The sequence below is a fragment of the Dolomitihabitans soli genome (assembly GCF_022213955.1).
Lineage (GTDB): Bacteria > Actinomycetota > Actinomycetes > Streptosporangiales > Streptosporangiaceae > Streptosporangium_A > Streptosporangium_A soli.
Window position 1 is genome coordinate 273,344 of record NZ_JAKNTW010000019.1, and the last position, 17,590, is coordinate 290,933.

General features: G+C 69.1%; 16 protein-coding genes. 4 read left to right on the top strand and 12 right to left on the bottom strand.

The genetic code is table 11. From position 1 onward, the window contains the following. Position 1 precedes the first annotated feature (1 nt). Together MBA17_RS31515 and MBA17_RS31520 are read right to left on the bottom strand one after the other, a co-directional pair. Positions 2-583: an RNA polymerase sigma factor gene (locus MBA17_RS31515; protein ID WP_238500375.1), complete on the bottom strand. Its 582-nt coding sequence runs from the start codon at positions 581-583 to the stop codon at positions 2-4. A gap of 215 nt (positions 584-798) precedes the next feature. After that, a complete protein-coding gene (locus tag MBA17_RS31520; RefSeq protein ID WP_238500376.1) occupies positions 799-1,704 on the bottom strand; it encodes an SDR family NAD(P)-dependent oxidoreductase in 906 nt (301 codons plus the stop codon). A gap of 84 nt (positions 1,705-1,788) precedes the next feature. Here MBA17_RS31520 and MBA17_RS31525 point away from each other — a divergent pair, with 84 nt between their 5' ends. After that, complete coding sequence (locus tag MBA17_RS31525) at positions 1,789-2,370, top strand: TetR family transcriptional regulator (RefSeq protein WP_238500377.1); 582 nt, start codon at positions 1,789-1,791, stop codon at positions 2,368-2,370. 69 nt (positions 2,371-2,439) lie between these two features. Here the strand turns inward: MBA17_RS31525 and MBA17_RS31530 are convergent, their stop codons facing one another. Beyond that, positions 2,440-3,876, bottom strand: a complete 1,437-nt coding sequence (locus MBA17_RS31530) for an MFS transporter (protein WP_238500378.1) — start codon at positions 3,874-3,876, stop codon at positions 2,440-2,442. A gap of 71 nt (positions 3,877-3,947) precedes the next feature. On the opposite strand from MBA17_RS31530, the gene MBA17_RS31535 reads away from it, so the two are divergent. Further along, the gene (locus MBA17_RS31535) at positions 3,948-4,634 is read left to right on the top strand and encodes a TetR family transcriptional regulator (protein ID WP_238500418.1); all 687 of its coding nucleotides are present in this window, start codon (positions 3,948-3,950) and stop codon (positions 4,632-4,634) included. On the opposite strand, the gene MBA17_RS31540 is transcribed toward MBA17_RS31535, so the two are convergent. The 9 genes from MBA17_RS31540 to purS all read right to left on the bottom strand — a co-directional run bounded on the left by MBA17_RS31540 (position 4,541) and on the right by purS (position 15,217). After that, a complete protein-coding gene (locus MBA17_RS31540; RefSeq protein WP_238500379.1) occupies positions 4,541-6,022 on the bottom strand; it encodes an MFS transporter in 1,482 nt (493 codons plus the stop codon). The two genes, MBA17_RS31535 and MBA17_RS31540, sit on opposite strands and share 94 nt — an antisense overlap. 35 nt (positions 6,023-6,057) lie before the next feature. After that, positions 6,058-6,732 carry a Crp/Fnr family transcriptional regulator gene (locus MBA17_RS31545; RefSeq protein WP_238500380.1) on the bottom strand — a complete coding sequence of 225 codons (675 nt, stop codon included), beginning with the start codon at positions 6,730-6,732 and terminating at the stop codon, positions 6,058-6,060. 55 nt (positions 6,733-6,787) lie between these two features. Further along, positions 6,788-8,875 (bottom strand): adenylate/guanylate cyclase domain-containing protein, encoded by a 2,088-nt coding sequence (locus tag MBA17_RS31550; RefSeq protein WP_238500381.1) that lies wholly within the window; start codon positions 8,873-8,875, stop codon positions 6,788-6,790. Between the two features lie 328 nt (positions 8,876-9,203). Then, on the bottom strand, positions 9,204-9,824 hold the full coding sequence (locus tag MBA17_RS31555) for an RloB family protein (RefSeq protein WP_238500382.1): 621 nt from the start codon (positions 9,822-9,824) through the stop codon (positions 9,204-9,206). Between the two features lie 77 nt (positions 9,825-9,901). Beyond that, the gene (locus MBA17_RS31560; protein ID WP_238500383.1) at positions 9,902-11,137 is read right to left on the bottom strand and encodes an AAA family ATPase; all 1,236 of its coding nucleotides are present in this window, start codon (positions 11,135-11,137) and stop codon (positions 9,902-9,904) included. 164 nt (positions 11,138-11,301) lie between these two features. After that, positions 11,302-13,554: a phosphoribosylformylglycinamidine synthase subunit PurL gene (gene purL / locus MBA17_RS31565; protein WP_238500384.1), complete on the bottom strand. Its 2,253-nt coding sequence runs from the start codon at positions 13,552-13,554 to the stop codon at positions 11,302-11,304. Beyond that, the gene (gene purQ, locus MBA17_RS31570; RefSeq protein ID WP_238500385.1) at positions 13,551-14,231 is read right to left on the bottom strand and encodes a phosphoribosylformylglycinamidine synthase subunit PurQ; all 681 of its coding nucleotides are present in this window, start codon (positions 14,229-14,231) and stop codon (positions 13,551-13,553) included. The genes purL and purQ overlap by 4 nt, the downstream gene beginning before the upstream one ends. 127 nt (positions 14,232-14,358) lie before the next feature. Then, entirely contained in the window at positions 14,359-14,748 is a 390-nt protein-coding gene (locus tag MBA17_RS31575) for an ATP-binding protein (RefSeq protein ID WP_238500386.1), read from the bottom strand. Positions 14,749-14,971: 223 nt separating this feature from the next. Beyond that, positions 14,972-15,217, bottom strand: a complete 246-nt coding sequence (purS, locus tag MBA17_RS31580; protein ID WP_238500387.1) for a phosphoribosylformylglycinamidine synthase subunit PurS — start codon at positions 15,215-15,217, stop codon at positions 14,972-14,974. A 266-nt stretch (positions 15,218-15,483) separates the two neighbouring features. Between purS and pdhA the strand changes: the two genes are divergently transcribed. Together pdhA and MBA17_RS31590 are read left to right on the top strand one after the other, a co-directional pair. Next, a complete protein-coding gene (gene pdhA, locus MBA17_RS31585; protein WP_238500388.1) occupies positions 15,484-16,605 on the top strand; it encodes a pyruvate dehydrogenase (acetyl-transferring) E1 component subunit alpha in 1,122 nt (373 codons plus the stop codon). Continuing rightward, on the top strand, positions 16,602-17,579 hold the full coding sequence (locus tag MBA17_RS31590) for an alpha-ketoacid dehydrogenase subunit beta (protein WP_238500389.1): 978 nt from the start codon (positions 16,602-16,604) through the stop codon (positions 17,577-17,579). Before pdhA ends, MBA17_RS31590 begins: the two co-directional genes overlap by 4 nt. Positions 17,580-17,590 lie beyond the last annotated feature (11 nt).

Genomic DNA, 17,590 nt, shown 5'->3' on the forward strand with positions numbered 1-17,590 from the left:
GTCACTCCTCCTCGTGCATCGGGTTGAGATCGCCGAACTTCGCGCGGACCTTGCGTCTGGCCCTGTTCAGGCGGGACCGCACGGTGCCGATCGGGATGTCCAGGGCCCGCGCGACCTCCTCGTACGACAGGTCGCTCCAGGCGATCAGCAGCAGGACGTCACGATCGCGGGCGGAGAGCTCCGTCAGCGCGCGGGCGAGCGCCGGACGGGACGCCTGAGCCGTGACGCCCGCGGCGACCCGATTGGCGGGCGACTCCACGATGACCTCGGCGGGGCTGCGCAGGAGCGCCCGGTAACGGGCGGCCTCGGTACGGCGGTGCCGGGAGATCAGCTTGGTGGCGATGCCGAACAGCCACGGCCGGGCGTCGGCGTAGGCCACGTCGTAGTGCTTCCGCCGGGCGAAGGCGACCAGGAACGTCTCCCCGACGAGATCTTCGGCGACCTCCGGTCCCAACCGGCGGGAGACATACCGGTAGAGCATCCCCGAATAACGGTCGAAGAGCGTGGCGAACGCCTCCGGATCGGCCCGTGACTCGGCTATCAGCGCGCCGTCGCTGGTCGGCGCGGTGGGCGGTGCTGTCATTGCTGGCACCCTGGCATGGCGGCCGGCCTTCCGTGGGAGAAGTGGTCAGCGATGTCTCGCCACAAGTCCCCATCCGGGTTCACGCCGTCCCGTGCCCCCGATGCCACGGCTGGAGTCAGTGCCGGAAACCGTCATACGTACGGCGCGCCGTACGCGGCCGGCTGTCTGATCCGGACCCTTGTCCAGGTCCCCTCATGGACGCGATTCCGATGAACTCAGCCCGGCGTGCCCGGGTGGCGGTCGCCAGAGGTCAGCTTCTCGCACGCCTCCCACACCGCCGCCCGGACATCGGGGTCGGCCGTGGTCGCCGGCCATCCGGCGGTTCGTCCCTTGATGTCGAGGTAGGTACCGGTCAGCCCTTCGAAGGTGGGGTCGGCGGCGAGCCGGATCCCGTTGCGGGCGGGCTTCTCCAGGTCTCCCCACACCCGCGGCATCAGCACCCGGAGCAGCGGCACGATCGGCCGGGCCAGCACCGGATAGCTGCCGATGCCCGAGGCCTTGTTCATCGGCGTGTACGCGTGTCCCGGATAGCCGACGTTGACGGTCACCCCGCCGGGCGGCTCAAGCTCGGCGAACGTGCGGCTCATCGCCATGAGGGCGAGCTTGGACCGGTTGTACTGGGTGTCGGTGAGCCAGCCGGCGAACGACCGCTCCGCCTGCAGGTTGGCCGGGTCGATCCGGCCGCGCGGCACGCCGCCGGTGATGTTGACGACGCGGGCGGGGGCGGAGTGCCGCAGGATCGGCAGCAGGAGCGTGGTCAGCAGGTAGGGGGCGAGGACGTTGACCGCGAACGCGGTCTCCACGCCGTCCTCCGTCAGGATCCTGCTCGGCGGGTTCGCGCCCGCGTTGTTGAGCAGCACGTGCAACTCGCCGTGCCGCTCCGCCACCTCCCCGGCGAGCCGGCGCACGTCGCGCTGGCGGGAAAGGTCGGCGGTGAGGGCGTGGACCTGCCCGTTTCCGGTGGTGTGCCGTAGTTCCTCGGCGGCCTCCGCGGCCCGGCGGGCGTCGCGCCCGACCACGACGACGCGGGCGCCGAGCCTGGCCAGCCCTCGTGCCGTCTCCTTGCCGATGCCGCCGGTGCCACCGGTCACGAGAACCGTGCGGCCGTCCATCTGCGTCATGGTGTCGCCTCCTCGGGGTCGCCGCCATCCTATGTCACTCAGTGACAATAGTGTCATCAAGCGACGATTAGTAGACTGCGGTGCATGGAGGAAGCCGATGGGGTCAGAGGGCGGGCCCGGCGGGCCGTCCGTGCCGAGCTGGCCGAGCTGGCCCTCGGCCTGTTCGTGGAGCGCGGGTTCGACACGACGACGGTCGACGATGTGGCCCGGGTCGCCGGGCTGTCCAAACGCAGCCTGTTCCGCTATTTCGCCACGAAGGAGGACATGGTGCTCGGGGTGGTGGACGTGATGGGAGAGGGGTTCGCCGAGGAGGTGCGAGCCCGTCCGGCCGAGGAGACGCCCTGGGACTGCCTGCGCGCCGTACTGCACGCGTGGGAGGCCAGGATCCGCGAGTCCACCGACCAGCTCGCCCGGCTGCGGCTGATCGAGTCCACCCCCACCCTGCGCGCCCGCCTCCACCAGAGGCGCGACGAGTCCCGCCGGCTCATCGCCGACGCCCTTCGCGAACGCCCCGGCTCCGGCCTGGACGGATTCACCGCGGAGTTCTACACCGCCGCCGCGGGCGCGGCCCTGGACGCGGCCTCGTCCGAGTGGCTCAGAACCGGTGGCGCCACCGACCGAGCCACCCTGATCGATCGAGCCTTCACGACCCTGCGCCCCTCCTGATCAGAACGACCTGATCGGACGACCCTTCGGAGCCGCGGCCCAGGCGGAGCGGAGAAGGCACAGCAGCGGTCAGTGGTTGACGGGGTCCGGGGTTTTCGTGGGGAAGGGGGCCTGGGGGCGGTCGGGTCGGCTGGTCCGGAGGGAGTAGAGGCTGAGGGGGACGCCGATCAACAGGGCGGCGGCGGTGACGACGAGGGCGACCTGGTAGCCGTCGAGGAAGGCGGCCAGCGGGTTGGCGCCCGCCTCCAGCGCCGCGGACTGCCTGGCCGTGAGGATCGCGCCGAGCACCGTCACGCCGAACAGGCCGGAGACCTCGCGGGAGACGTTGATCACGCCGGAGGCGATCCCGGCGCGGGACACCGGGAGCGTGCTGATGATGACGGCGGTCAGATGGATGAGCATGCCTCCGCCCAGGCCGTAGAGCAGGAACCAGGGCAGCAGGTCGAGGTAGCCGCCGTCGCTGCCGATGAGGGAGAGGGCGAAGATGGCCACGGCCATCAGGGTCAGGCCGAGGGCGATGGCGAGGCCGTTGCCGATCAGACCGGCGATCCGCTGGGCCTGGGTGGCGGCGACGGCCGTGAGCAGCGCCATCGGGACGAACGCCGCGCCGGCCTCCGTGGGGGAGAAGCCGAGGATGTTCTGCAGCCACAGGGCGCTGAAGAAGTAGACGCCGAAGATGCCGAACGACCACAGGCCCTGGGCCAGGATGCCGCCGCTGAACACCCGTGACCGGAACAGCGAGAGGTCGATCATCGGCTCCGCCGTACGCGTCTCGATCACGAGGAAGAGCGTCGCGGACAGCAGTGCCACGCCGAGCGCGGTGAGGATCGGTGCCGAGGTCCAGCCGGTGTTCTCGCCCTCGATCAGCGCGTAGGTCAGTGCGAAGAGGGCGATCGTCGACGTCGTGATGCCGGGCATGTCGAGGTGGCGGCTGGTTCGGTCGGCGGGCACCCGGATGGCCCACAGGCCGAACCCGATCGTTGCCACACCGAGTGGCACGTTGATCAGGAAGACCCATCCCCAGTCCCAGCGTTCGCTGATGAATCCGCCGGCCAGCGGGCCGAACGCCATGGACAGCGCGCCCACGGCGCTCCACAGGCCGATCGCCGTGCCCCGCTCTCGCGTGTCGGGGAAGAGCGAGGTGATCAGGGCCAGCGCGGTGGGGGTGAGGAACGCCGCACCGATGCCCTGCACGGCTCTGGCCGCGATCAGCGTGGGGCCGTCCCAGGCGAGCCCGGCGGCCAGCGAAGCCAGGGTGAACACGACCAGACCGGCGAGGAACACCCGCCGTCGGCCGAGGACGTCCGCCAGCCTGCCGCCGAGCAGCATGAGCCCGGCGAAGACCAGGATGTAGCTGCTGGTGATCCATTCCAGGCCGGAGAGGGTCAGGCCGAGCTCCCGCTGGATCGTCGGCAACGCCACGTTGACGATGTTGTTGTCGAGGTAGGTCATGAACGTCCCGAGCGCCACCGCGCCGAGCGCCCACCATCTCCTGCCGTCTGCCACGACCGCTCCAAACTATACGACGTACATGTACGCCGTATAGTGGAACTTATACGTTGTACAGTTGTCAAGTGATGAGCAAACTGTCCCGTGAGGCCGTCCTGGTCCAAGCGCTCCGGCTCGCCGACCGGGAAGGGCTGGAAGGGCTCACGATCCGGCGCCTGGCGGCCGAGCTCGAGGTCACGCCGATGGCCCTCTACTGGCACTTCAAGAACAAGGAGGAGTTGTTCACCGCGCTCGTCGACCACGTGCTGCGGGATGTGATCGAGGAGGACGCGGCCGGCGGGTCATGGAACGTCCGGCTGCGGGTGATGGTGGCGGGCGTGATCGATGAGCTTCGGGCGCACCCCTGCCTGCCCGACCTGCTCGACCGGTGTGACAGGGAATCCGTCAACGCCTTCCTGCGGCTCACGGACTCCTCGCTGGCGCTCCTCCGGGAGGCGGGATTCACCCTCGCCGAGGGCGCCTACACCTCGTCGTACCTGCTGACCGGCGCGATCGGGCTGGTCCGCGGCCAGCCGGAGGAATCGCGGGAGCTGCCCCCCGAGGAGGCCGCCGAACGGCGCCGCCTGCACCGGCTGTCGATGGAGTCGCTGCCCGCCGACCGCTTCCCCAGCATCGTGGAGTACGCCGCCACCCTGGAGGAGCCCGTCGACATCGGCTTCTATCACTCCTTCGGCCTGGACCTCCTGATGTCCGGCGTGGAGGCCATGGCCGCCAGGAAGGCGCCCAGCAACGCGACCCCGAACAACACCGCGTAGGTGCGCTGGAAGCCGGTCATGAGCTGGTCGAGCGCGACCGGCGAGAGCCGCGAGAGGGTGCCCTGGTAGACCAGCGGACGTACGGCCGGCGCGACCGAGCCGGACAGCACGCTGAGGGTCAGGGCCACGCTGAGCACGATCCCGACATTCATGATCATGAGCCGGAAGCCGTTCACCACCCCGAGGCTGCCCGCCGGCAGGGCGCTCATGACCTGGGTCGTGTTGCCCGTCAGGAACGTCCCGCTGCCGCATCCGCACACGAACAGCCCGGCCGCCAGGATCCAGTACGGCGTGGCCGGATCGGTCGAGAGCAGCAGCACCAGCAGGCCCGCCGAGCTGAACAGCGAGCCGCCCACCGAGAGCCAGTAGGGCGCGACACGGCGGCCGAGCGCGCCGGCCAGCGGCGAGGCGAGGGCCATCCCGATCGGGACGGGCAGCACGGCGAGCGCGGCGGCGAGCGCGTCGTCGCCCCTGGCCGCCTGGAAGTAGAGCGCGGCGAGCAGGATCAGCGAGGCACGGGCGACGGCGTTGCAGAACGACGCCAGGTTGGCCATCGCGAGCACCCGCTCGCCGAATACCCGCAGATCGAGCACCGGATGCGACGCCCGCCTCTCCACCAGCACCAGCACCGGGACCAGCGCGACGGCGACCAGACCGCCGACGATCACCACCGGGCTGGACGGCCCGCGGGAGCCCGCCTCGCTGAGCGCCATCAACGCGGCCGACAGCAGGGCGAAGACGATCAGGTTGCCCACCGCGTCGACCGGTTCGCGGCGGCCACGCGGCGTCCGCCGCAGCGTGAGACCGCCCCAGACCAGCGCGATCAGCCCGGCGGGCACGTTGATCCAGAAGATCCACTGCCAGCCGGCCGTCTCGGCGATCAGGCCGCCCAGTGTGGGCCCGGCGAGTTGGGCGACGGAGAGCGTGCCGATGTAGACGCCCATGCCCTGGCTGAGCCGGTCAGGCGGGAAGGCGTCGGTGATCAGTACCGTGCCGTTCGCCAGGATCATGGCCGCCCCCACCGCCTGTACGGCACGCATGGCGATCAGCAGGCCGACGTTCGGCGACAGCCCGGCCAGCAACGAGGCGACCGTGAACAGGGCGAACCCCGCCAGATACACCTCCCGCCTGCCCAACAGGTCGGCGACGCGCCCGAAGAACACCAGCGTGGCCGTGTTGACCAGCAGGAACGACAGCAGAATCCAGGTAGCCGCGAACGCGTCGGCCCGGAAGTGCCGCACCACCTCGGGAAGCGCGACGTTGAGCGTGCTGCCGGAGATCCCGATCAGCACCAGTCCGAGGCTGGTCACCGAGCAGACCCGCCACGCGTACCTGAGCCTTCTGACGTATTCGGGCGTGCCAGGAAGCTCCTGGGGGGCGGCGACCATGCCTTCCAATCCGGCGTACCGCGTACGCCTGCGGTTCACCTGGCTCGCTTGCGCAGCCCTTCGAGATCGTGGATGACCACCCGTCGCCTGCCGGTCGCGATCAGCCCGCGATCCCGCAGCGCCCGCAGCGACTTGCTGACCGCCTCCCTGGACGCGCCGGTCCACCCGGCCAGCTCGTCCTGGGAGAGCGGCAACGCCACCCGGACCCCGCCGCCCGACGGCTCGCCGTACCGCTCGGCCAGCTCGACGAGCCGGGTGGCGACGCGGCCGGTGGTGTCGAACGCGCCGTACTCGATGCGCTTGCGGTCGGCGTCGCGCAGCCTGCCGATGATCAGCTTCATGAGCAGTACGGCGATCCGCCCGTGCTGGTGGAGGAATCCGGGGAAGTCGCCGATCACGATGCCCTCGACCGGCTCCAGGGTGGTCACCGTGCCCGACCGCGGCCCTCCGTCGATGGCGGACATGTCGCCCAGCAGGGCCCCCGGGCCCCGGATCGCCAGCACCACCTCGGTGCCGCTCGCGGTGTGCGAGGAGACCTTGACCCTGCCCGCGGTGAGCACCAGCACCCAGTCGGCGGCGTCTCCCTCGTTGATGACCGTGTCGCCCCGGTCCCAACGCCGTGGCCGCCCGTTCGCCCGGAGTGTCGCCAGTTCCTCCGGGGTGAGTAACGACAGGAACTCATCGGGTTCGAAGGGGACCGGCTGGTTCATGGTGGCTTTGACCTCTCAAGGGTCTTCATCCGGATTATCCACGTACGGGAGGGGATTATCCCCCCAGCGCGTGCAGCACGTAGCCGTCGACCGGCTGTTCCTTGCCCTTCAGGGTCAGCTTGCCCAGGGAGCTCACCTCGGCCCCCGGGCCGAGCTGGTCGAGGGTGGACGAGCCGATCACGACCGTGCCCGGCTCGGCGAGCGTCTGGAGGCGGGCGGCGACGTTCACGGCGTCGCCCATGGCGTTGAAACCGCGCAGCTCGGGGCTGCCGATGTTGCCGACGAGGGCGGTGCCGGTGTTGATCCCGACCCGGAACCGCGGCCACTCCACCCCGTTCAGGGCTCCGGCGACCTGCTCCCGGGCGACCTCCTCGGCCACCCTGATCGCCGCCTCCTGCATGGCCAGCCCCGCCCTGGCCGCGGCCCGCGCGTGGTCCGGCCGGCGGGCGGGCGCGTTGAACAGGGCGAGCAGGGCGTCCCCGACGAACTGCACGACCGTGCCGCCGTTCGCCAGGATGCAGGGCACGGCGGCCGTGTGGTACCGGTTGAGCATGTCGACGATCTCCCCCGGCGAGACCCGCTCGGAGAACGTGGTGAACCCCTTCAGGTCGGCGAACAGCGAGGTGAGTTCCACCAGCGAGCCGCCGAGGGCCGCCTGCTCCGGGTCGGCCAGCAACGAGGCCGCCACGTCCGGTGACATGTACTGCCGGAAGAGGGTGGACAGCTCGCCGTACAACCGGGCGTTCTCCAGCGAGATGGATATCTGTCCCGCCAGCAGGGCCGCCAGCGTCTCGTCCTGCGAGGTCCTGCCCACCGGCACCCTGAGCGCGCCCGCGAGCCGTCCCTTGACCGTGAGCGGGTGCACGAGCATCCCGTCGTGCCGGACCGGTTCCCCGCCGGGGAAGTCGTGCTCGCCGTACTCCCTGGATCCCATCGCGACCAGGCCGTCCGCGACCAGGCCCATCCGCACGTCGCCGTACGCCCGCCGGACACGGTCGAGGGCCCGGGAGAGCAGCTCCTGCTCGGGCAGCCCCACCCGCGCGCTGCGCCCCACGTCGACCAGCGCGCCGAGCCGGTCCGACAGCTCCCGCTCGGACGCGAGCGCCTCGCCCGCCCGGTCGAGCACCGCCGCCTGACTTTCGGTCAGCCGGAACTTTCCCGCCAGCCGGGTCGCCACCGGCACCCCCGACTCCGTACGGCGGCGCAGATGGCCGACGAGCTCCTCCAGCGCCTCCTCGTACTGCGCCTGGATCCGCCTGACCGTCGCCGCGAGCGTGATCGAGTCGAACAGTCCCGCGCTGGAACCCTCCCGGCGGAACTGGATGTAGGCGCTGTAGGCGACGAACCCGAACGCCAGCGTCAGCAGCAGGTGCCACTCCCACCAGGAGAGCTGCCAGTTGTGGTGCGACATCCCCGCCACCATCGCCTCGGCGAGCAGCGCGTACGCGGTGATCAGGCTGATCAGTAGCGCCGCCGGCCGCCGCCGGTGGGTGCGGAACATCAGCGCCGCCGCGGCCGTGTACAGCAGCACCGAGGGGATCGCCCCCAGCCCCAGCGTCGCCCCGCCGGGCGGCGGGCGGTCCTGCAGCGCCCTGAGCCCCGGCACCAGCGACGCGACCCCCCAGCCGACGAGCAGCACGATGAGCCCGCCGCGCAGCAGGTCGGCGTTCTTCAGCACGGCACGCGCGGCGCGTTCGGAAAGGGGCAGTGCGGAGACGAACGCGAAGACCGAGGCGACCGTCAGCCCGACGGGCTGGGCGAGGTCGAAGCCGATGGTCCCCTTCGGAAGGATGATCGTCGGGGTGGTCAGCCCGTGCAGGAAGAAGAAGCCGGCGGTGCTCAGGAAGACGAGCGAGACCAGCAGCAGCCGCGCGTCCGACCGGCGGGCCGACGCCTGGCTGATCATCGCCCCGAGCACCACATTGATGCCCGCGACCCCGAGGATCAGCCAGAAATGGCTCACCTCGTGTTGCCATTTGACGTCGATGTGCGGATTCGCCAGCAGCAGCCACAGGCCGAGCATCGGCACGATCAGGTGGATCGCCCACACGACCGCGCGGACCGGCTGGGTGGCCGGTGGCAGGTAGGGCTCGGGGTCGTGGCCCGATGGGGTGGTTTCCGGCATGGAAGCGCTGGTCGGCACGATCGCCCTCCAGATCAGCGGACGCTCGCCGCATGGGTGTGCGCCCCGTCATGTTCGCCCGCGGCCAGAAGGCGCGGTTTCCCCCGAACGGAGTTCATTATCCCGAAGCGCGACGCCGGATGACCATGTCCAGCCAAGCCCGACTTATGAGCCCCAGCCGACCGACCGGCGGAACGCTCCGACCCGGCCTCCAAGCAAGGACGACGTAGGCCTGGCTGGCGATAACGCGTCACACGCTGACCACCACGTCGTCTTCGAGCACGGTCCCCCGAACAGCGAAGCGCGATGCTGGACGGCAGGCCCGACTCGCCATCTCCGGCCGCCACCTTCAACGAGAGACGATGCCCAGCTCTGCCAGCAGCTTCCAGACCTCGGTCGATGGGTCACGGGCGAGCACCCCGCAATCCGCGGCGTGACCCTTCGTGGGGGAGCAGCCAAGACTAGGGCAGTTGCCTACCAGCACCCTGGCCAGCTGGGCGGCATGCTCCGCACGCCCCTTCAACGCCTGCCGCCGTATCCCGGTCACGTGCTTGCCCCGCTTGTCGAAATCGCGGTAGGCGAGGTGGCTGCCCCGCAGCAGCTGATGGACATTCGAGCTAGAGCCGCCCTGTGCCCCAGGAGGCCCGGCCACGAAGTGCAGCAAGAGCCACAGATCGAAGGATGGATGGGAGAACGCGACGTTGACCCCTTGTGCCAGGGCGTCGGCATAGGACTCCTGAACGCGGGTGTGCTGATCCCTGTCGAAGAAGGCCCATACCTGCTCGCGCTTCAGATCGTCGAGCTCGCTGATCTTCTCCAGTGCCCGAGCGACGACCTCACGCGGTTTGAGGCCTTTCCGCTCCCAGATCACGTGAATCTCGAAAGCGCGAGGCTCCCCCGCGTATTCCTCCTCGAGATACTTCAGGTAATCCCGTTCGGTGCTCTCACCTTCCACGACGGCGTAGATCACCTGACGTCCCCTGCCCTCGGTGACGGCGCGTGGGACACGAGGACCCCCCTTCGGGGCTCCTCTCTTTCTGACCGGGCTCACCCGCCGGCCTCGGTACGGCGCTGCTCCGTCTCCACCGCCATGTCTCTGAGCCCGATCCGCGGAATCCCGCCATAACGGCCGCGGAGGTATCCGCGTTCCATGCTCTCGTCCGTCCGTACACCCATATCGGTGAGCGGATACAGCCTGGATTCGCCCGTGCTCATCTTCTCCGTGATCCAGACCTGCTCGCGGTCCAGAGGACGCTCAAGGTGAGCCTTGCTGAGCAGGGTCACATCGTGCCCGGTGAACACCAGTTGAGCGCCAAGTGGATTGGCGACGGTGTCCTCGAACAGGCGGACGATCTCGGCGACCAGGACGGGATGCAAGCTGGAATCAAGCTCGTCGATCAGCAGGACGGCCCCGTCGTCGAGCGCTTTGAGCAGGGGGATGAGCAAGGCAAGCCAGGTCAGCGTCCCCAACGACTCCTGGTGGCGGATGTCGAACGCCACCGAGCCGTTCCTGCCTTGATGGACAAGGGAGACCGCCGGCGCCTCTTCGTCTTTGTCCTCGACCTCGATGCCGGTAATGCCAAGATCTGCTACGGACAGCAGCCTTTCAACGCGTTTCCGGAAGATCGGATCAAGAAGCTTTCGTCGGCTGTGTGCATCCAGCCGGTGCAGATCGTCACCCGGGCTGACCAGCCACAGATTGTCGTTGAACCATGAGAACAGTGGCGCCAACTGCTTGACGTGCAGCGATCCCGCAGCGGTGAGGAAGAGCGCGTTGGGTCTGGTGTACTCGATCAGCGGCTTCTTCGGGCCTTTCAGCCGGTCGCTGGGAAAGCGGAACTGCTCGTTCCTGTCCGCGTCACGATCAAACCAGACCTGACGGCGACGGCTCCCGCGCGGATAGACATGAAGCCATTCGGTCTCCACGCGCCTGTCAGACACTTCGAATCCATAGACGTACCGATCGGCCCCGATGACCACGTCGACTTCGAAGAGGGAGGCTTCCTCCGCCGCCTCGCGATCGACCGCGAACGGTTGTCGCGGAACCCCCTTGGCCCTGGCCCAGTCGGCCACCGAATCCAGGACGGCATGGCGCATCCATCGCATGGCGCCGAGCAAATTCGTCTTACCCGAGGCGTTGGCTCCGAAGACGGCGGCGACGGGTGAGACGCGGAGGTCGCTGATCGACCGTGCGGCTCGATCGCCACCTTCAGGCGCGAGCAATGACAGTTCGATCTCTCCACGGAACGAAAGGACGTTTGCGGCCCGAAAACCGACCAGCATGCCGAGCCTCTCCACAGGTAGGAAGTCAGCCTCATTCTATGGCCGATGTGAACGAAAACCTGCACAGATGGCCCTGTGATTCGGATTCGATCCTGATCGACGCTCCTACAGGGAAAAGAGAACACGGCCCGGGCGTGGTTCGCGCGGGCCGTGTGGGGTGGAGGTCAGCCGAAGAGGGCGGGGAGGGGGGATTCGTGGGTCTGGCGCAGCTCCGGGAGGGGGATGTCGAGGACGCCCTCGACGACGAGGGACGAGCCGCCCGTGACGCCCAGGGTGGAGCAGGGCACCTCGTGGACGGAGCAGAGCTCGGCGAAGGCGTGGAAGGACTCAGGGACGACGGTCACCAGGGCGCGGGAGGCCGACTCGCTGAACAGGTCGGTGAAGGCGTCGTCGCCGGGGAGGGTGACGACGCAGCCGACGTCGTTCGCCAGGCAGGCTTCCGCGATGGCGATGGCCAGGCCGCCGTCGGAGAGGTCGTGTGAGCCGGTCAGCAGGCCGCGCGTGGCGGCTTCGACCAGGACCGTGGCCAGGGCGCGCTCGGCTTCCAGGTTCACGGCAGGGGGAAGGCCGCCGAGGTGGTCGTGGTCGACCTGGGCCCACTGCGAGCCGCCGAACTCGTCGGCGGTCTCGCCGAGCAGCACCACCCGCTCGCCCAGCCCGGTGAACCCGGACGGGACGCGTCGCCGTACGTCTTCGAGGACGCCGAGGACGCCGACGACGGGGGTCGGGTGGATGGGGGCCGCGCCGGTCTGGTTGTAGAAGGAGACGTTGCCACCGGTGACGGGGACGCCGAGAGCCTTGCAGGCGTCGGCCAGGCCGCGTACGGCCTCGGCGAACTGCCACATGACCTCGGGGTCCTCCGGCGAGCCGAAGTTGAGGCAGTTGGTGACGGCGAGCGGGCGGGCGCCGGTCACCGCGACGTTGCGGTAGGACTCGGCGAGGGCGAGCTGCGCTCCGGCGTAGGGATCGAGCCGGGCGTAGCGGCCGTTGCCGTCGGTGGCGAGGGCGATGCCGCGGTTGGTCTCGGTGGCGCCGGGCATCACCTCGCTGACCCTGAGCACCCCCGCGTCGGCCGGCTGGGCGAGCACGGTGTTGCCGCGCACATATCTGTCGTACTGGCCGGTGACCCATTCCTTGGAGGCCAGGTTGGGCGAGCCGAGCAGCCGCAGCAGGGTCGCGCGCAGGTCGTCGGGGCGGGCGAGCCGGGCGGGGTCGTCGGCGTTGAGGGCCGACTGCCCCTCGGGCTCGTGGAACGGGCGCTCGTAGACGGGACCCTCGTTGGCGGCGGTGCCGGGCGGCAGATCGACGATGGTCTCGCCGTGCCAGGTCATCACCAGACGCTTGGTGTCGGTCACCTCGCCGATCACGGTCGCCGGGATGTCCCACTTGGCGCAGATCTCCAGGAAGGCGGGGATGTCGGCGGGTGTGACGACCGCCATCATCCGTTCCTGCGACTCCGACATCAGGATCTCTTCGGGCCGCAGCGTCGGGTCGCGCAGCGGCACCAGGTCGAGCTGGACGTCCATGCCGCCGGTGCCGTTCGCGGCCAGCTCCGTGGTCGCGCAGGAGACTCCGGCCGCGCCGAGGTCCTGGATGCCCACGACCACGTCGGCCTGGAACAACTCCAGGCAGCACTCGATCAGCAGCTTCTCCATGAACGGGTCGCCGACCTGGACGCTGGGCCGCTTGGTCTCCGAGCCGTCCTCGAAGGTCGCCGAGGCCAGCACGGAGGCGCCGCCGATCCCGTCGGGGCCGGTCAGCGCGCCGAAGAGGACGACCTTGTTGCCCGGGCCCGGCGCGGTGGCCAGCTTGATCTGGTCCTTGCGCAGCAGGCCCACGCACAGCGCGTTCACCAGCGGGTTGCCGATGTAGCAGGGGTCGAAGGCCAGCTCGCCGCCGATGTTGGGCAGGCCGAGGCAGTTGCCGTACGAGCTGATGCCCTCGACGACGCCGGGGAGCACCCTGCGCGTGTCGGGGGCGTCGGCGGCGCCGAAGCGCAGCGCGTCCATGACCGCGACCGGCCGCGCGCCCATCGACATGATGTCGCGGACGATGCCGCCCACGCCGGTGGCCGCGCCCTGATGGGGCTCGACGTACGACGGGTGGTTGTGCGACTCGATCTTGAACGTGGCCGCCCAGCCGTCGCCGATGTCGACCACGCCGGCGTTCTCACCCATGCCCACGAGCAACGCCTCGGATTTCGGGGCCTTCGTCCCGAACTGCCGCAGATGCACCTTGGACGACTTGTAGGAGCAGTGCTCGCTCCACATGACGCTGTAGATGGCGAGCTCGCTGCTCGTCGGGCGGCGGCCGAGGATGTCCCTGACCCGCTGGTACTCCTCGTCCTTCATGCCCAGCTCGACGTACGGCAGGCGCTCGCCGGGGGTCTGCTCCGCCCGGCTGACAGAGTCGATCATGCGTTGACCAGCTTCTTGAGGATAGAGGTGAAGAACCCGAGGCCATCGGTACCCGGTCCGCCGGTGAGGTCCTCGACGGCGTGCTCCGGGTGCGGCATCAGGCCGACGACGTTGCCCGCCTCGTTGCGGATGCCGGCGATGTCGTTGAGCGAGCCGTTCGGGTTGCCGAGATAACGGACGACCACCTGACCGCCGGCCTCAAGGGCGTCGATCGTGTCGGGGGCGGCCACATAGCGGCCCTCACCGTGCTTGATCGGGATGACCACCTCCTGGCCGGCGGTGTAGCCGGAGGTCCAGGGGGTGTCCGTGCTCTCGATCCGAAGCCGCTGGTCACGGCACACGTAGTGCAGCCCGCCGTTCCGCACCAGCGCACCGGGCAGCAGGTGGGCCTCACAAAGGATCTGGAACCCGTTGCAGGTGCCCAGCACCGGCAGCCCGGCACCGGCCGCCCGGACGACCTCGCCCATCAGCGGCGCGAACCGTGAGATGGCCCCGCAGCGCAGATAGTCGCCGTAGGAGAACCCTCCGGGCAGGAAGAGCGCGTCGACGCCCTTCAGGTCGGTGTCCGCGTGCCACAGCGGCACCGCCTCACCACCCGCGTGCCGTACGGCACGCGCGGCGTCCTGATCGTCAAGAGTTCCGGGAAAAGTGACCACGCCCACCCGGGCAGCACTCATGGCTGTCGTTCCCCTCCACGCGAGAGCGCCGCGCCACCGTCTCACCCAATCGGACAGTGGTCTGCGGCGGTAGGTACGCCTCAGGCTATCCGGTCAGGGCAAACGGACCGGACAGTGCCCGGTGCGCTCACACGGTGGCCAGCACCCGATCGCGGCGGACGGCGGACTCGTCGTCCCACAGGAGGAGCTTGCGCAGGTGGACGGTGGTGCCACGGCCGGGATTGATGTCGAAGGAGATCTCGTCGACGACCGCCTGCATGATCAGGATGCCGCGGCCGTTCTCCATGTCGGCGGGCGGATAGCGATCAGGCAGCGCGGCCAGGCCGAGACCCTTGTCGATGATGCGCAGATCGCAACGGCCTTCGCCGATGGCGGCCGTCACCTCGTAGCGGTTGGCCGGGCCGCCGTGCCGTACGGCGTTGGCGCAGGCTTCGGACGCGGCCAGCAGGACGTCGGCGACGCAGTTCTCCGCCACGCCCAGCGAACGCAGGGCATCCCCCAGGACTCTGCGGACCATCGGGATACCTACCGCATCCCTAGGCAAGGCCAACGAGAACTCAATATCCACCGGACCCCTCCCCGGCGAGGAACTACACGCTTGGAAGGTTTCCCCGAGAAATCAGGGCTAACCGCAAAATAACGCTGTTGTTATTTACTGTTGGTCAACCCGTGGGATTGTGGCACGTCCGAAGGTGGCTTTACACCCTGGTGTCGAAGTCTTGTGTGTCAAATGTGCTGTTCTACCCCTCCACCCGCACGGTGAAGTCTTCGATGACGGTGTTCGCCAGGAGTGTCTCGGCCATGTTTCGGACGTCCGCAAGAGCGGCCTCGTCGGCGGGACCGTCGATCTCGACCTCGAACCGCTTGCCCTGCCGTACCGCGGAGACGCCCGAGAAGCCCAGGCGGGGGAGCGCACGGGCGATGGCCTGCCCCTGCGGGTCGAGGATCTCCGGTTTGAGCATGACGTCGACGATGACGCGCGCCACGTGTTCCTCCTGCTTGGGGCGGTGGGGTTGGAGCGGAACCAGGCTACTGCCTGGTTCCGGGCGGTGTGTTCCGGGGCTCATCGGGAACGGTGAGGAACGAGGTGAGGAAAGCACATGGGAGCGGGTGCACAAGGCATGTGACCTCTGCCACGATGTCCCCATACGCACATGGACCACCACCAACCGGACCGTGGGCGTGGCGAGCCGGCCGTACGACAGGTGGTGACCCCATCCCCTGCGGCCCCGAGCAAAACAGGAGTGGCAACGTGGCAATCGACGCCTCTCGTGGTTTCAGCCAGTTGGGTGGAACCGAGGATCCCCCGGAACTCGTCCAGCTCCTCACCCCTGAGGGAGAGCGGGTCGAGCACCCCGACTACGACATCGAGTTGACGCCGGACGAGATCCGCGGGCTCTACCGTGATCTGGTCCTGGTGCGCAGGGTCGATCTGGAGGCCGTGGCCCTCCAACGGCAGGGCGAGCTGGGCATCTGGGCCTCGCTGCTCGGCCAGGAGGCCGCCCAGATCGGTTCGGGGCGGGCGATGACCGACGCCGACATGGCTTTTCCCACCTATCGGGAGCACGGCGTGGCCTGGTGCCGCGACGTCGATCCGGTCAAGCTGCTCGGCCTCTTCCGCGGCGTGAACCACGGCGGCTGGAACCCGGCCGAGCACAACTTCCACCTGTACACGATCGTGATCGGCAGCCAGACCCTGCACGCGGTCGGTTACGCCATGGGCATCCAGCGTGACAGCGCCGAGGCCGCCGCGCTCGTCTACTTCGGCGACGGCGCCACCTCGCAGGGCGACGTGAACGAGTCCTTCATCTGGGCGAGCGTCTTCAACGCCCCGGTGGTCTTCTTCTGTCAGAACAACCAGTGGGCGATCTCCGAACCGCTGGAGAAGCAGAGCCGCATCCCGCTCTACCGGCGCGCGAGCGGCTTCGGCTTCCCCGGCATCCGGGTCGACGGCAACGACGTCTTCGCCTGCCTCGCGGTGACCCGCAAGGCGCTCGACGACGCGCGGAGCGGCCAGGGACCGACCCTGATCGAGGCGTTCACCTACCGGATGGGCGCCCACACGACCTCCGACGACCCCACCCGCTACCGCGTCGCGGGCGAGCTCGAAGCATGGAAGCTCAAGGACCCGATCGAGCGGGTGAAGGCGTACATGTTCAAGAACCAGCTCGCCGACCAGGAGTTCTTCGACGCGATCGACACGGAGGCCGACCAGCTCGGGCGCGACGTGCGCAAGCGCTGCCTGGCGATGCCCGACCCCGGCCCGTTGGCCATCTTCGATCACGTCTACGCGGAGCGGCACGCGCTGATGGACGAGGAGCGCGAGCAGTTCGCGGCTTACCTCGCGACCTTCGAGGGAGCTGACGGATCATGACCACGCTGGCCCTGGCCAAAGCCATCAACGAGGGACTCCGCAAGGCCATGGAGGACGACCCCAAAGTCCTCGTCATGGGCGAGGACGTCGGCAAGCTCGGCGGCGTCTTCCGGGTCACCGACGGTCTGCAGAAGGACTTCGGAGAGCTGCGGGTCATCGACACCCCGCTCGCCGAATCGGGCATCATCGGCACCGCCATCGGTCTCGCGCTACGCGGCTACCGCCCGGTCTGCGAGATCCAGTTCGACGGCTTCGTCTTCCCCGCCGCCGACCAGATCATCACCCAGCTCGCCAAGATGCCGATGCGCTCGCTCGGCGAGCTCAAGCTGCCCGTCGTCATCCGCATCCCCTGCGGTGGCGGCATCGGCGCGGTCGAGCACCACAGCGAGTCCCCCGAGGCGTACTTCACCCACACCAGCGGCCTGCGCGTGGTCGCCTGCTCCAACCCGGCCGACGGCTACAGCATGATCCAGCAGGCGATCCGCTGCGACGACCCGGTCATCTTCTTCGAGCCCAAGCGCCGTTACTGGGAGAAGGCCGAGGTCGACACGGCGGGCGCCGACTGGTACCCCTTCGACGCGGCCAAGATCGTACGGCCGGGCACCGACCTCACGCTGATCGCCTACGGGCCGATGGTGAAGACCTGCCTGGAGGCCGCCACGGCGGCCGAGGAGGACGGGCGCTCGGTCGAGGTCGTCGACCTGCGCTCGCTCAACCCGCTCGACAGCGCGCTGGTGATGGAGTCGGTCAAGCGGACCGGCCGCTGCGCGGTCGTGCACGAGGCGCCCGTCTTCAGCGGGTACGGCGCGGAGCTGGCCGCCCGGATCACCGAAACGTGCTTCTACCGGCTGGAGGCCCCGGTGCTCCGAGTCGGCGGCTTCTCCACCCCCTACCCGCCCTCCCGGCTGGAGGACCACTACCTGCCCGATCTCGACCGAGTGCTCGACGCCGTCGACCGTTCGTTCACCTTCTGAGAGGTGGGTTC